We start from the raw sequence: 13,661 nt of genomic DNA, 5'->3' as shown, positions 1-13,661 counted from the left end.
CCGACACCCTCCACAAGGCGCAGGCCGGCGGCTGGCGGCACGACCGGTTCCACCACCACGCGGAGGAGATCTGGCGGCGCACGCAGGCCGAGCTCGCCGCCGCGGTGGACGAGCTCGTGCGCGTGCACCGGCCGTGCCTGCTGGTCGTCGCGGGGGACATCCACGCCCGGCAGCTGCTCGCGCAGCAGCTCTCGCCGAGCAGCGCCGCGATCCTGGCCGTCGAGCCCGTGAACACGCGGGCCGCCGGCAGCGAGGAGGGGGCGCTGGAGCGGTTCGTCGACGAGCAGCTCGACCGCATCCTGCTGCGCGAGAAGGAGGACGTGCTCGACGCCCTGCGCACCGGGGAGCCGCGCCGCACCGTCGAGTACTCGCTCGGCGCGATCGTCACGGCGTTGGCCTCGGCACAGGTCGAGACGCTGGTGCTCGACCCCGGCCGGCTGCGCGAGCGCGCTCTGCTGGCGCTCGCCGCGGAGCCGTGGGTCGCGTCGGCCCCGGAGGAGGCGCTGGGCGCCGAGGTGATCGACTCCGTCGACGCCGCCCTCGCGCTGGCCCGCGCCGCCGTGCTCACGGACGCGCGCGTGCTCGTCACCGACTCCCGCACCGCTCCGGAGGGGGTCGACGTGGTGACGCTGCCGCACGACGCCGACGCCGCGGCGATCCTCCGCTGGCGCACCGGCCCGCCGGTCCCGGGGGCCTGAGCGGCGGGTCCCCGAGCGCGACAGGGCCCGGGCCCCGATCCTGTGATCGGTCCCGGGCCCTGTCCGGCCTCACGCCTGCTGGTCGTCCTCGCCCTCGGCGGCCGCGCGGCGGCGCGCTCCGAGTCCGAGCGCGGTGGCGCCCGCGGCCAGGAGCGCGGTGGCGCCCGCGATCAGGCCGACGCTCTCGACTCCGGTCGAGGCCAGCCCGCCGCCCGAGCCGCCGACGGGCAGCGGGGTCGGCGTGCCGGTCGGCGCGGTCGTGGGCACCGGGGACGGAGCAACGGTGGGCGCCGCAGTCGGCCCGGCGGTCGGTGCCGTGGTGGGAGTCGCCGTGGGCGCGGTGGTCGGCGGGGTCGTCGGTGCCGTGGTCGGCCCGGCGGTCGGCGTCGGAGTCGGCGCCACGACCTGCGACGCCGGCAGGATCTGCACGATGGTCGGACGCGGTGCCGCCACCGCTCCCGCCGCCGTCGATCCGTAGTCCGGGAAGAACGAGGTCGGCGCCTCGAAGGTGCCCTCCTCGCCCGGGTGCTGCACCGCCACGAACACGTGCTGGTCGAGGTCGTGGACGATCGGTCCGCAGGTCTCGGCGTCGCGGGGCACCGAGAGGAACTGCTCCACCCTGCCGCGCGTCGCGCCCTCGAGCGCGACCTTGAAGAGCCCGTCGTTGTAGCCGATGCCGCTCGGGGCGCCGTCGGTCGAGATCCAGAGGTTCCCGACCGAGTCGAAGGCCAGGTTGTCCGGGCACGAGATCGGCGAGACCTGGTCCGCCGGGAAGCCGGAGAAGTAGACGACGTCGCCCTGCGCCTGGTCGCCGCAGAGCATCAGCAGGTTCCAGGTGAAGGTGCGGCCGGTCTGGTCGCCGCCGTCCTCGATGATCTCGACGATGTGGCCGTCGCGGTTCTCGGTGCGCGGGTTGACCTCGGTCGCGCCCTCCTTGGCGCCCTCGGTGCCGCGGGCGGAGTTGTTGGTGCAGGCCACGTAGATCCGGCCGCTGACCAGGCTGGGCTGCACGTCCTCGCAGCGGTCCATCTTGGTCGCGCCCGCGGCGTCCGCCGCCTGGCGGGTGTGCACGAGCACCTCGGCGACGCTCATCCCGGCGATCGTCGAGGCGCCGTTCAGCACCAGGGGCAGCCACTCGCCGATGCCGTCGAAGCCGCCGTCCGAGGGGGCCGCCCCGGTGCCGGTGATCTCGGCCACGGGGGAGTCGCCGGTGAAGCGGGCGACGTAGAGGTCGCCCTCCTCCAGCAGGGTCTTGTTGTGGGCGCGGTCGCCCTCGATGTAGCGCTTCGTCGAGACGAACTTGTAGAGGTAGTCGAAGCGCTCGTCGTCCCCCTGGTACGCGACCACGCGGCCGTCCGGGGCGATGATGACGTTCGCGCCCTCGTGCTTGAGCCGGCCGAGCGCCGTGTGCTTCTTCGGCGTGGAGTCGGGGTCGAAGGGGTCGAACTCCACGATCCAGCCGAAGCGGTTCGGCTCGTTCTCGTAGCCCGGGGTGCGGGCGTCGAAGCGGGGGTCGTCGAGCTCCCAGAGGCGCGAGGTCTCGGAGTCGGCGAGGCCGTAGCGCTTCTCGGCGTCGCTCGTGCCGACGGCGCGGAAGTAGCCGTTGAAGTTCTCCTCGCCCGAGAGGATCGTGCCCCACGGCGTCGTGCCCCCGGAGCAGTTGCCGAGCGTGCCGAGCACGGTGCGGCCCTCGGGGTCGGCGACCGTCTTCAGCAGGTCGGTGCCGGCGGCGGCGCCGGTCACCTCGTAGGGGGTGTCGAGCAGGTAGCGGCGGTTGCGCTCGCCCCCGCGGACGTAGGCCCACGGGCGGTCGACCGCGGTGCGGACCAGCTCGACGACGCTGAGGCCGTGGGCGGCGCGGCCGACGGCGCGCACGCGCTCCGGCTCCGCCTCGAGCTGCGCGGCCGGGAACATGATGCTCTCGTTCGTGTACTCGTGGTTCACGACGAGCAGGGCGCGGAGGCGCTTCGAGCCCGGGATCTCGACGATGTCGGTGTAGTCGTTGTTGTAGCCGAACTGCGCGGCCTGGGCGGCCTCCGTCTGGTCGGCGATGTCGAAGGCGGGGCTGTCGGCGAAGAGCGGGTCGCCCCAGCGGATGATCGGCTGCCAGGCGAAGCCCTCGGGGACGGTGAACCGGTCGACCGTGTACGGCACCGGAGCGATCGGAGTGAAGGCGAGCGGCGAGCCGTCGGCCGAGGTCGCCACGGCCGCCTCGGCGGCGGGCGCTCCTCCGGCGGAGGCGACGGCGACGGTGACCGCGCCGGCCAGGCCGAGGCCGAGGGCGCTGCGGCGGGAGAGCTGCGACGAGACGATGTCGCGGAAGTAGCTGTTGTGCGACGTGTTGCAGGTCGCGGTGGAGCAGGCGTTGGCGCACTTCAGCGCGCAGGTGACGGGGCTGCGCTTGCCGCGCACGTGGCCGGCCATCGGGAGGAGGAGCGGGCGGCGGGCGGTGTCCGACATGGAGGTCCTTCGATCACGAGCAGGAGACGCGATCGAGGCAAGCAGGGGGAGGGGGCGCCGATGCCGCCGGGTGGAGGCTCCTCCCTGAACGGGACGTGAACGTTCTCACAAGAAGGTGAGGCTCACCTTCCCTCCCGGCGGCCCTCCGAGCGCGCCTCCAGGACCGCCCCGACGTTCCCCGCGATCCACTCGACGACCGGCAGCAGCCGATCCGCCAGCTCCGCTCCCAGCGGCGTCAGCCGGTACTCGACGTGCGGCGGGACGACCGGCCGCGCCTCGCGGTGCACGAAGCCGTCCTCCTCCAGGATCCGCAGCGTCTGAGCGAGCATCTTCTCGCTGATCCCGCCGATCCGGCGCCGCAGAGCGCCCCAGCGCAGCGTGCCCGGAGCGAGCGCCGCGAGCACCAGGACGCCCCACTTGCTGGTGACGTGGCCGAAGACCTCGCGGCTCGGGCAGTCGGCGGAGTAGACGTCCCCGGCGAGCAGGGGGGAGTCGGCGATCGTCATGGGTGCTCCTCGGGACAGGGGTGATGACAGTACTAACGAAATAGTGGGTACTGCATTCCGGGAAGCAGGAGGAGGATGCGCCGGTTGCACCCTCCTGGCGGCGGACCTCGCCCGCCCCACCCGTCAGGAAGGACCCCTCATGACCCTCGTCGTCACCGGAGCCACCGGCCACCTCGGCCGTCTCGCCGTCGAGCACCTGCTCGCCCGCGGCACCGCCGCCTCCGACATCGTCGCCACCGGCCGCGACGCCGCGAAGCTCGAGGCGCTCGCCGCCGACCTCGGCGTCCGCACCGCCGTCGCGGACTTCGACGACCCCGCCTCGCTCGACGCCGCCTTCTCCGGCGCCGAGGCCGTCCTCCTCGTCTCGGGCTCCGAGGTCGGCAGGCGCGTCGCGCAGCACACCGCCGCGATCGGCGCCGCCGTCCGCGCCGGCGCGCGCCTGGTCTACACGAGCGCCCCGAAGGCGACCACGAGCGCGCTCATCCTCGCCCCCGAGCACAAGGCCACGGAGGAGGCGATCGCCGCCAGCGGCGTCCCCGCCGTCGTCCTCCGCAACGGCTGGTACAACGAGAACTACGAGCAGACCGTCGCCGAGCTCGCCTCCACCGGCAGCACCCTCTCGAGCGCCGGCGAGGGCCGCGTCGCCAGCGCCGCGCGCACCGACTACGCCGAGGCCGCAGCGGTCGCCCTGACCGACCCGTCCCTGGTCGGCACCGTGCACGAGCTCTCCGGCGACACCGCCTGGAGCTTCGACGAGCTGGCCGCGATCGTCGCCGAGGTCGCCGGACGCGACGCCGCGATCAGTCACGTCTCCTCCGACGAGCACGCCCGCGTCCTCACCGGCGCCGGCGTCCCCGAGGGCGGAGTCGGCTTCGTCGTCGGCCTCGACGCGAACATCGCCGACGGCCTCCTCGGCGGGACCGACGGCTCGCTCGCCCGCCTGATCGGGCGGCCGACCACGCCGATCCGCGCGTACGTCGAGGAGCAGCTCGGGCGCTGACGCTCCGGCGTCCCCGTCGGCCACCGTCCGGCTCGCAGGAGCAGTCCGCCCCCGCAAGCCGGACGGTGGCGCGCCCGGCCCTCCCGCGGCTCCGCGCCCGCCCTCCGCGGCTCCGCGCTCGACCCGCCGCACCTCGCGCCACCGTGTCGGCGCCCCGACGTAGGCTGTCCGCCATGACCTCGACGACGCCTCGCTCCGGTATCGACCGCTCCGAACTCGACCCCGCGACGCGCCCGCAGGACGACCTCTACCGGCACGTCAACGGGCTCTGGATCGACCGCACCGAGATCCCCGCCGACAAGGCGCGCTACGGCTCCTTCCACCTCCTCCAGGAGGAGGCGGAGAAGGCCGTGCGCGACATCATCGTCGAGGCGCAGACCGCGCAGCACGGCACCGAGGAGCGCCTGTTCGGCGACCTCTACGCCTCCTTCATGGACGAGGAGCGGGCCGAGGAGCTCGGCGCCGCCCCGATCGCCGACGACCTCGCCGCCGTGCAGCGGGTCGACTCGATCCCCGGCCTGCTCCGCGCGGTCGGCGCCTTCGAGCGCACCGGCGTCCCCGGGCTCTTCGGCCTCTTCGTCGACAACGACCCGGGAAGCCCTGAGCGCTACCTCGTCTTCGTCAACCAGGGCGGCCTCGGCCTGCCGGACGAGAGCTACTACCGCGAGGAGGAGTTCGCCTCCGTCCGCGAGGCCTACACGCCGTTCGTCGCGCGGATGCTGGCCCTGGCCGGCATCGACGCCGCCGAGGCCCGCGCCGAGCGCATCGTCGCCCTCGAGACCGACCTGGCCGCCGCGCACTGGGACAAGGTCCGCAGCCGCGACAGCCAGGCGACCTACAACCTCCGCTCCTGGTCCGAGGTCGAGGAGCTCGCCGCGGGCGTCGATCTCGGCGTCTGGCTCACCGCGATGGGCGCTCCGGAGGGGGCGCTCGCCGAGGTGGTCGTCCGCCAGCCGAGCTTCCTCCAGGGCCTCGCGGGCCTGCTCACCGAGGACCGCCTCCCGGCCTGGCGCGACTGGCTGTCCTGGCAGGTGATCCGCGGAGCCGCGGCCTACCTGTCCAGCGGCTTCGTCGACGCCAACTTCGACTTCTACGGCCGCACCCTCACCGGCACCCCGCAGAAGCGGGAGCGCTGGAAGCGCGCCGTCTCGCTCGTCGAGGGGTCGCTCGGCGAGGCGGTCGGCCGCACCTACGTCGCCCGCCACTTCCCCGAGACGGCGAAGGCCGCGATGGACGTGCTGGTCGCGAACCTCATCGAGGCGTACCGCCGCTCCATCGTCGACCTGGAGTGGATGAGCCCCGCCACCCGCGAGCGCGCGCTCGAGAAGCTCGCGAAGTTCACGCCCAAGATCGGCTACCCGGTGCGCTGGCGCGACTACTCCGCCCTCTCGATCGACCCGGCCGACCTGCTCGGCAACGCCCGCCGCGTGGCCGAGTTCGAGTTCGCCCGCGAGCTCGGCAAGATCGGCCGCCCGCTCGACCGCGACGAGTGGTTCATGACCCCGCAGACGATCAACGCGTACTACAACCCGGGCTTCAACGAGATCGTCTTCCCGGCCGCGATCTTGCAGTTCCCCTTCTTCGACGAGGCCCGCGACCCCGCCGCGAACTACGGAGCGATCGGCGCCGTCATCGGCCACGAGATCGGCCACGGCTTCGACGACCAGGGCTCGCGCTTCGACGGCGACGGCCGCCTCACCGACTGGTGGACCGAGGAGGACCGGGCCGCGTTCGAGGAGCGGACGAAGGCGCTCATCGCGCAGTACGACGCGCTCGCTCCCGCGACCACGCCCGGGCACCACGTGAACGGCGCCCTGACCATCGGCGAGAACATCGGCGACCTCGGCGGTCTCGGCATCGCCTGGAAGGCGTACCTGCTCTCGCTGGACGGCGAGGAGCCGCCCGTCGTGGACGGCCTGACCGGCGCCGAGCGCTTCTTCCTCTCCTGGGCGCAGGCCTGGCAGCAGAAGTCCCGCGACGAGGAGACGATCCGCCTCCTCGCCATCGATCCGCACGCTCCGGCCGAGTTCCGCTGCAACCAGATCGTCCGGAACATCGACGAGTTCTACGCTACTTTTGACGTCTCCGAAGGCGACGCCCTCTGGCTCTCCCCGAGCGAGCGCGTCACCATCTGGTAGTCGCCGCCGACCACCTCCGCAGCACGGACGAGGAGCCCCGGGCATCGAGAGCCGACCGATGCCGCGGGGTCGTCCGTCGATCGCGCGTCCTGCCGGCGCGTGAGGACCCAGGTCCCCCCTCCGCACGACCGCACTCCCGACCCGTAGAGGGGCCGTACCCGTGGTGATCCCCACCAGCGAGACCCGCCGTGAGAGCCGACGCAACCGCCGGGGGCGCCACAAGGGCGGCGGTGACCGCGAGAACTTCCAGCGCGGCTTCGACGCCCTCGGCCGTCTCGCGATCGACGGGGTCGTCGTCTCGGCGCGCGCCGTCGACCTGGCGACCGGCCGCACCCTGTTCGCGGTCGACGACTCCGTCTCGATGCCCACCGCCTCCCTCGGCACTGTCGTGCTGCTGATCGAGGTCGCCGCCCGGCTGGCGAACGAGCCGCAGGAGAACCTGCGCCTGGTCGACCGGACTGCAGCGGACGCGGTCTCGGGCTCCGGGCTCTGGCAGCACCTCCAGGTGCCGTCGATGCCGATCGCCGACCTCGCCGCCCTCGTCGGGGCCTCGAGCGACAACCTCGCGACCAACGTCCTGCTGCGCCGCGTCGGCCTCGACGCCGTGCGCGAGCGGGCGGAGGCGCTCGGCCTCTCCCGCACCGCCCTGCTCGACGTCGTGCGCGACGAGCGCGGCCCGGACGACGCGCCGCAGCTCTCGATCGGCTCCGCCCGCGAGCTGACCTGGCTGCTCGCCACCCTCGCGAACGGCGAGATCGTCGACGCCGCCGTGAGCTCGCGGGTGATCGGCTGGCTCTCGCTCGGCACCGACCTCTCGATGGTCGCCGCCTCGTTCGGGCTCGACCCGCTCGCGCACCGCCACCCCGACCACGGCGTCCTGCTCGTCAACGCGACCGGCACCGACGTCGGCGTCCGCGCCGAGGCGGGCGTCCTCCGCGGCCCGCGCGCCGGAGTCGCCTACGCGGTCGCCACCCAGTTCGACGACACGACCCTGCACTACCGCCTCGCGGTGCTGGAGGGCATGCGCACCCTCGGAGCCGACCTGCTCGAGTACGTGCACTGACGGCTGCCGGGGCGGAGGCTCCTCCGGAGCAGGCCGACCCCGCGGCGCCCCTCGGGTGCCCCGTCAAGTCCGTGACCGCCTCCGGGGGCGCGACCTAGGCTGCCCGCAGCGGCGCCGCCTCCCGGGCGCACCGCGGAGAGGGAACCATGAGCAGCTTCGGCTTCGACGCCCCCGAGGACGTCACCGACACCACCCGCCCCGACGGCGACTCCCTGCCGGTCCCGCCGGAGGACCCGGCCGAGATCGACGACCCCGAGTCGATCGACGAGGCGCTCGACCAGGGCGCCGACGCCCGCCTCGGCGACGACCAGGACCCGCCGGAGCACCCCTTCATCCCGTCGCCCAGCTGATCGGCCGGCCGGGCGCCCCAGCGGCGCCCGGCCTTGTCCGACCTGGCTGCTCCTCCGAGCCGACTACTCCTTCGACCCCGGCTTCAGGCGGTTCGCGAGGCGCTTGATCGGGTGGGCGGGCTCGCGCTCCGCCGGATCCTCGACCTCGAGGCCGTAGAACGTGCCGATGTCGCCGACGAACGCCTTGCGGCGGGCCTTGTCGTACGCGCGGATCTCGCGGCGGAAGGCGATCACCGTCGCGACGCACATCAGGATCATCACGACGCTGAACGGCAGGGCCGAGAGGATCGCCGCGGTCTGCAGGGCGTCGAGGCCGCCGGCGACCAGGAGCGACAGGGCGAGCAGCGCGGTCGCGACGGCGAAGAACACGCGGATGCGGTTGCGCGGCTCCGGCTCGCCGCCGGTCGCGATCATCGACATCACCAGCGCTCCGGAGTCAGCGGAGGTCACGAAGAAGACGCCGATCAGGAGGATCGCGCCGATCGTCAGCACCGAGCCCGCGGGCAGTCCCTGCAGCATCGAGAAGAGCGCCAGGTTGGTGTCGACCGAGCCGTCGGCGCCGACGAGGCCGCCGTCGCCGTAGAGCTCGCGGTAGATGGCCGTGCCGCCGAGGACGCTGAACCAGAGGAAGGTCATGATCGTCGGCACGAGCAGCACGCCGCCGACGAACTCGCGGACCGTCCGGCCCTTCGAGACGCGGGCGATGAAGATGCCGACGAACGGCGCCCACGACATCCACCAGCCCCAGTAGAACGTGGTCCACGAGGCCTGCCACTGCTCGCCCTCGCGCCCGGCGTAGGCGCTGACCGTGAAGGTCAGGCCGATGAAGTTCTGCAGGTAGTTGCCGAGCGACTGCACGAACTCGCGGAGGAGGAACTGGGTCGGGCCGGCGACGAGCACGAAGACGAGGAGCGCGGCGGCGAGCAGCAGGTTGCCGGTCGAGAGCCACTTCATGCCCTTGCCCACGCCCGAGATCAGCGAGAAGACGGTCAGGCCCGTGACGACGGCGATGACCACGATCTGCACGGTGAGCGACGACTCCACGATGCCGCTCGCCTCCAGGCCCGCCGAGATCTGGGTGACGCCCAGGCCGAGCGAGGTCGCGACTCCGAACATGGTGCCGACCAGGGCGACCACGTCGATCGCGTTGCCCCAGCCGCCGCGGACCCGGCGGCCCAGCAGCGGCTCCAGCGCCCAGCGGATCGACACCGGCCGCTTGCGGCGGTGGATCGCGTACGCGAGGGCGAGGCCGACCACCACGTAGATGGACCAGGCGTGGACGCCCCAGTGCAGGTAGGTCTGCGAGATCGCGCTCTGCGCGAGCTGCGTCTCGGTGCCGGTGACGCCCGGGCGCGGAGTGGCGAAGTGGGTGAGCGGCTCCGCGACGCCGTAGAAGACGAGGCCGATGCCCATGCCGGCGGCGAAGAGGAGCGAGATCCAGGCGAGCATCGAGAACTCGGGCTCGTCGTCGTCGGCGCCGAGCTTGATGTCGCCGAAGCGGCTCACGCCCATCCAGATGGCGAAGGCCACGAAGACCGCGGCGATCAGCACGTAGTACCAGCTGAACGTGTTGACGACGGTGGTCTGCAGCGTCGAGAACACGGAGGTCGCGGCGTCGGGCGCGAGGATCGCGAAGGCCGCGATCGACAGCGTGAGGACGGCGGCGGGCCAGAAGACCCACCGCGCGAGGCGGTGCGGAGGGGCGGTCGTGCCCGCGGTGGCGGGGGTGGTGTCCGGGGAGGACGGGTGCTCGGACATGGGGTCCTCTCGTCGGCGGCAACCGTCCACGGTACACGGGGGCCCGTCGGCGGCCCCGGCCGGGGGAGCCGGGCTGGCATGACCCGGCCCCGGTGCGGGAGGCTGGACCCGTGCAGTTCAGAGTGTTCACCGAACCCCAGCAGGGCGCGAGCTACGAGGACCTCCTCGCCGTCGCGCAGGCCGCCGAGAGCCTCGGCTACGACGGCTTCTTCCGCTCCGACCACTACCTCCGGATGGGGGACGGCGACCCCGGCGTGGGCCCGTCCGACGCGTGGACGACACTCGCCGGCCTCGCCCGCGAGACCGAGCGGATCGCGCTCGGCACCCTCGTCTCCTCCGTCACCTACCGGCCGCCGGGGATCCTCGCGATCCAGGTCGCCCAGGTCGACGCGATGTCCGGGGGCCGTGCCGAGCTCGGCCTCGGCACCGGCTGGTTCGAGGAGGAGCACGCCGCGTACGGCATCCCCTTCCCTCCGCGCCGCTTCGACCTCCTCGAGGAGCAGCTCGAGATCGTGACCGGCCTGTGGTCGACGCCGGTCGGCGAGCGCTACTCCTTCGCCGGCGAGCACTACACGCTGACCGACTCCCCGGCCCTGCCCAAGCCCGCCCGCCTGCCGCTGCCGGTCATCGTCGGCGGCGGCGGCCCCAAGCGGACCCCGGCGCTCGCGGCGCGGTTCGCGAGCGAGTTCAATCTGCCCTTCCCCGAGTTCGACGCGATCCCGGGGGCCTTCGAGCGCGTCGACGAGGCGTGCCGGGCGATCGGGCGCGAGCCCTCGTCGCTCGTGCACTCGGTCGCGCTGATCGCGGTCGGCGGAGGCGACGAGGCGGAGTTCACGCGCCGTGCCGCGGCGATCGGCCGCGAGCCCGCCGAGCTGCGCGAGCACGGAGTGGCCGGCGGCGTCGACGAGGCGGTCGACCGCCTCGAGTCCCTCCGCGAGGCCGGCTGCGAGCGCGTCTACCTGCAGTTCATGGACCTGCAGGACCTCGACCACCTCGACTTCTTCGCCCGGGAGGTCCTGCCGCGCCTGTCGGCGTAGGGCGGGCGCCGCTGCTGCCGACTCTACGTCGACCGTCCAGGAGTCGTCGCACTCGCGCTCGACTGCGACGACTCCTGGCTTCTCGCGGTCTCGTCCTCGCGGCTTCGCGCCGAGTGCGACGACTCCTGGGCACTCGCGGGCTGCGGGCAGCACGCTCCGGCCCGCGCGCCCGGGCGTCCGTCCGCGCTGCGGCCTACGCTGGAGGGATGGCGGACACGATCGAGCGCGCGGACGAGCGCCTGGCGACCCGCTCGGCGGCCGAGGTCCCGTGGATCGTGCTGGTCTGGGACGATCCGGTCAACCTGATGTCGTACGTCTCGTACGTCTTCCGCAGCTACTTCGGCTTCGGCCGGGCCGAGGCGGAGCGGCTGATGCTGCAGGTGCACACCGAGGGGCGCGCGGTCGTCGCGACCGGCAACCGCGAGGAGATGGAGCGGCACGTGGAGGCGATGCACGGCTACGGCCTGTGGGCGACGCTGCAGAAGGCCGACGCGTGAGCGCCCCGCTGCTCCCGGCCGCCGCGGAGACCGGAGAGCACCCCGCTCGCGGCATCCGAGGACTCGGCTGATGCGCGCGTTCCGCCGCGACTCCTCCGGAGCGGCCGTCGCCCGCTTCGACCGCGAGGAGGCCGGGATCCTCCGCCACCTGGCCGGCGAGATGCTCGAGCTGCTCGACCGCGGGGCGTCCTCGGAGGAGGCCCGCTCCGATCCGGCGCTCGCGCGCCTCCTGCCCGACGCCTACCGCGACGACGCCGAGGCGGCCGACGAGTTCCGCCGCTTCACCGCTCCGGACCTCGCCGCCCGCAAGATGGACGACGCCCGCGCCGTCACGGCGGCCCTCGACGCCGGCGACGGCACGAGTCACGGCCGGATCTTCGAGGGGCTGGGCGAGGTCGCGGTCCGTCTCGAGGAGCCGCAGGCGATCGCCTGGCTCCGCGCACTGACCGACATGCGGCTCGCTCTGGCCGTGCGGCTGGGGATCGACGACACCGACGACGTCGTCCCGGAGGAGGGGAGCGCGGCCGCGATCCGCAGCGTCTACGACTGGCTGGGCGGCGTGCAGGACGGACTCGTCCGCGCCGTCGACGTGTGATCCGCTCGTCCTTCCAGCGATTCCACAGCTGTGGACAACCCTGTGGAAAGGTGTGGAGAACCGGCTCCGGGAGCACCTCCGAACGGCGGAGCGCCGGGCGCGGGGGTGTGGAAACGCGTAGCGTCCACCCTGTGAACACTCCGAGCACCGCCGACGCCCAGCGCACCGCCGACGACATCCAGGACTCGCGGGCGGTGCGGACCCTCGCCCGCGGCGGCTTCGCGGCGAACGGCCTCGTCCACCTCCTGATCGGAGTGATCGCGCTCGGCGTGGCCCGCGGCGGCGGAGGCGAGGCCGACCAGAGCGGTGCTCTCGGCGCCCTCGCGGCGCAGCCCGGCGGTCTGGTGATCCTCTGGATCTGCACGGTCGGCCTCTTCGGCCTGGCGCTCTGGGGGCTGCTCGAGGCGTTCCTCGTCCGCCCGCGCGAGAGCGCCCTGAAGACCTGGGGCAGCCGGCTGAAGGAGGCGGGCAAGGCCGTCGTCTACGGCGCCCTCGGCGTGACGGCGCTGAAGTTCGCGACGGGCGGCGGGTCGAGCTCGTCCGAGTCGTCCGAGAGCGCGAGCGCGCAGGTGCTCTCGGCGCCGGGCGGAGTCGTGCTGCTCGTGATCGCGGGACTGGCCGTCCTCGCGGTCGGCGGCGTCTTCGTGTACCGCGGAGCGAGCAGGAAGTTCCTCGAGAACGTCGCGGAGCCGGGCGGTACGGCGGGCACCGTCGTCACCGTGCTCGGCGTCGCCGGCTACGTCGCCAAGGGCGTGGTCCTCGGCGCTCTCGGCGTGCTGCTGATCGTCGCCGCCGTCACCCATGATCCGGAGCAGGCGGGCGGGCTCGACGAGGCGCTGAAGTCGCTCGTGGAGCTGCCGGCAGGTGTGCTCCTCCTCGGCTTCGTCGCCGTCGGGCTCATCGCCTACGGGCTCTTCTGCTTCGCCCGCGCGCGCTGGCCGCGCCTCTGATGTCGGATAGCGGATCCGCTCCTTACATGTCACCCCCCTTCCGCGCAACTGGTCCCGCCGTCCCGGAGTCGGTGACACGCTGAGGCCTGTGAGTGCTGGAGGCGAGGACGCGACCGGTGGACGGGTGCGTCCGCCGCTGACGCAGGACGCCGCCCGTCTGCTGACCCGCTCCGCCACGGGGGACGCCTCCGCTCTGGGAGAGCTCGTCGACCGCTTCGGCGGCCTCGTCTCGGCGTGCGTCGGCACGGTCCAGGCCGACCCGGCCGGCCGCGACCGGCTCTGCACCGACGTCTTCACCGCCGTCTGGCGCCGCTCCCGCGAGGGCGCCCGCTCGCCGGAGCCCGTGCTCTGGGTGCTCGAGGTCCTCTGCGAGACCCTCGGCACCGCGCACGAGCTCGCCCGGCGTCCGCTCGGCAGCGGCCTGCTCGCCCTCGACTGCCCGGACCGCGAGCTCCTGCTGCTGGCTGCGGCCGGCGGCTTCTCGCAGGCCGAGATCTCGGCGCTGACCGGGATCGACGAGTTCCGGCTGCGCTCGATCCTCCGGAACGCGCTCGAGACGCTCCAGGGCCGCGACAGCGATCTTCTGACGGCCTGACCGCCGGAGCCGTC

General features: G+C 73.4%; 13 protein-coding genes. 10 read left to right on the top strand and 3 right to left on the bottom strand.

Annotated elements, in window-relative coordinates; genetic code table 11:
• Nucleotides 1–698, top strand: a 698-nt coding sequence (locus C5C33_RS18495) for a Vms1/Ankzf1 family peptidyl-tRNA hydrolase (RefSeq protein ID WP_258069209.1), incomplete at its 5' end; no start/stop codon positions are given.
• A gap of 69 nt (nt 699–767) precedes the next feature.
• Here C5C33_RS18495 and C5C33_RS09290 read toward each other — a convergent pair.
• Complete coding sequence (locus C5C33_RS09290) at nt 768–3,158, bottom strand: PhoX family phosphatase (protein ID WP_104260966.1); 2,391 nt, start codon at nt 3,156–3,158, stop codon at nt 768–770.
• Between the two features lie 122 nt (nt 3,159–3,280).
• Entirely contained in the window at nt 3,281–3,664 is a 384-nt protein-coding gene (locus C5C33_RS09285) for a helix-turn-helix domain-containing protein (protein WP_160033071.1), read from the bottom strand.
• A gap of 139 nt (nt 3,665–3,803) precedes the next feature.
• On the opposite strand from C5C33_RS09285, the gene C5C33_RS09280 reads away from it, so the two are divergent.
• From C5C33_RS09280 to C5C33_RS09265, 4 genes are all read left to right on the top strand, one after another.
• On the top strand, nt 3,804–4,664 hold the full coding sequence (locus C5C33_RS09280; RefSeq protein WP_104247987.1) for an NmrA family NAD(P)-binding protein: 861 nt from the start codon (nt 3,804–3,806) through the stop codon (nt 4,662–4,664).
• Between the two features lie 173 nt (nt 4,665–4,837).
• Nucleotides 4,838–6,802, top strand: a complete 1,965-nt coding sequence (locus C5C33_RS09275; protein ID WP_104260965.1) for a M13 family metallopeptidase — start codon at nt 4,838–4,840, stop codon at nt 6,800–6,802.
• 160 nt (nt 6,803–6,962) lie between these two features.
• Entirely contained in the window at nt 6,963–7,865 is a 903-nt protein-coding gene (locus tag C5C33_RS09270) for a serine hydrolase (protein WP_104222833.1), read from the top strand.
• A 146-nt stretch (nt 7,866–8,011) separates the two neighbouring features.
• Nucleotides 8,012–8,215: a hypothetical protein gene (locus C5C33_RS09265; protein ID WP_104222832.1), complete on the top strand. Its 204-nt coding sequence runs from the start codon at nt 8,012–8,014 to the stop codon at nt 8,213–8,215.
• A 63-nt stretch (nt 8,216–8,278) separates the two neighbouring features.
• Here the strand turns inward: C5C33_RS09265 and C5C33_RS09260 are convergent, their stop codons facing one another.
• A complete protein-coding gene (locus C5C33_RS09260; protein WP_104260964.1) occupies nt 8,279–9,973 on the bottom strand; it encodes a BCCT family transporter in 1,695 nt (564 codons plus the stop codon).
• A 110-nt stretch (nt 9,974–10,083) separates the two neighbouring features.
• Between C5C33_RS09260 and C5C33_RS09255 the strand changes: the two genes are divergently transcribed.
• The 5 genes from C5C33_RS09255 (at nt 10,084) to C5C33_RS09235 (ending at nt 13,647) form a co-directional block, all read left to right on the top strand.
• Nucleotides 10,084–11,010 carry an LLM class F420-dependent oxidoreductase gene (locus C5C33_RS09255; protein WP_104234367.1) on the top strand — a complete coding sequence of 309 codons (927 nt, stop codon included), beginning with the start codon at nt 10,084–10,086 and terminating at the stop codon, nt 11,008–11,010.
• A gap of 206 nt (nt 11,011–11,216) precedes the next feature.
• Nucleotides 11,217–11,507, top strand: coding sequence for an ATP-dependent Clp protease adapter ClpS (clpS, locus tag C5C33_RS09250; RefSeq protein WP_104222829.1), 291 nt, complete (start codon nt 11,217–11,219; stop codon nt 11,505–11,507).
• A 70-nt stretch (nt 11,508–11,577) separates the two neighbouring features.
• Complete coding sequence (locus tag C5C33_RS09245; protein ID WP_104225742.1) at nt 11,578–12,102, top strand: DUF2017 domain-containing protein; 525 nt, start codon at nt 11,578–11,580, stop codon at nt 12,100–12,102.
• 131 nt (nt 12,103–12,233) lie between these two features.
• Nucleotides 12,234–13,052: a DUF1206 domain-containing protein gene (locus tag C5C33_RS09240; RefSeq protein ID WP_104225741.1), complete on the top strand. Its 819-nt coding sequence runs from the start codon at nt 12,234–12,236 to the stop codon at nt 13,050–13,052.
• 88 nt (nt 13,053–13,140) lie between these two features.
• Nucleotides 13,141–13,647, top strand: a complete 507-nt coding sequence (locus tag C5C33_RS09235) for an RNA polymerase sigma factor (RefSeq protein ID WP_146082352.1) — start codon at nt 13,141–13,143, stop codon at nt 13,645–13,647.
• Nucleotides 13,648–13,661: the final 14 nt, after the last annotated feature.

The organism is Rathayibacter sp. AY1H3 (genome assembly GCF_002932015.1).
Note: the sequence above shows the minus strand (reverse complement) of the source record. Positions and strands in the feature narration are given on the sequence as shown.

Excerpts from the sequence above, each read along its gene's own strand:
- C5C33_RS09265 (WP_104222832.1), top strand. The coding sequence starts at position 8,012 with ATGAGCAGCTTCGGCTTCGACGCCCCCGAGGACGTCACCGACACCACC.
- C5C33_RS09260 (WP_104260964.1), bottom strand. The coding sequence starts at position 9,973 with ATGTCCGAGCACCCGTCCTCCCCGGACACCACCCCCGCCACCGCGGGC.
- C5C33_RS09275 (WP_104260965.1), top strand. The coding sequence starts at position 4,838 with ATGACCTCGACGACGCCTCGCTCCGGTATCGACCGCTCCGAACTCGAC.
- C5C33_RS09245 (WP_104225742.1), top strand. The coding sequence starts at position 11,578 with ATGCGCGCGTTCCGCCGCGACTCCTCCGGAGCGGCCGTCGCCCGCTTC.
- C5C33_RS09290 (WP_104260966.1), bottom strand. The coding sequence starts at position 3,158 with ATGTCGGACACCGCCCGCCGCCCGCTCCTCCTCCCGATGGCCGGCCAC.
- C5C33_RS09285 (WP_160033071.1), bottom strand. The coding sequence starts at position 3,664 with ATGACGATCGCCGACTCCCCCCTGCTCGCCGGGGACGTCTACTCCGCC.
- clpS (WP_104222829.1), top strand. The coding sequence starts at position 11,217 with ATGGCGGACACGATCGAGCGCGCGGACGAGCGCCTGGCGACCCGCTCG.
- C5C33_RS09280 (WP_104247987.1), top strand. The coding sequence starts at position 3,804 with ATGACCCTCGTCGTCACCGGAGCCACCGGCCACCTCGGCCGTCTCGCC.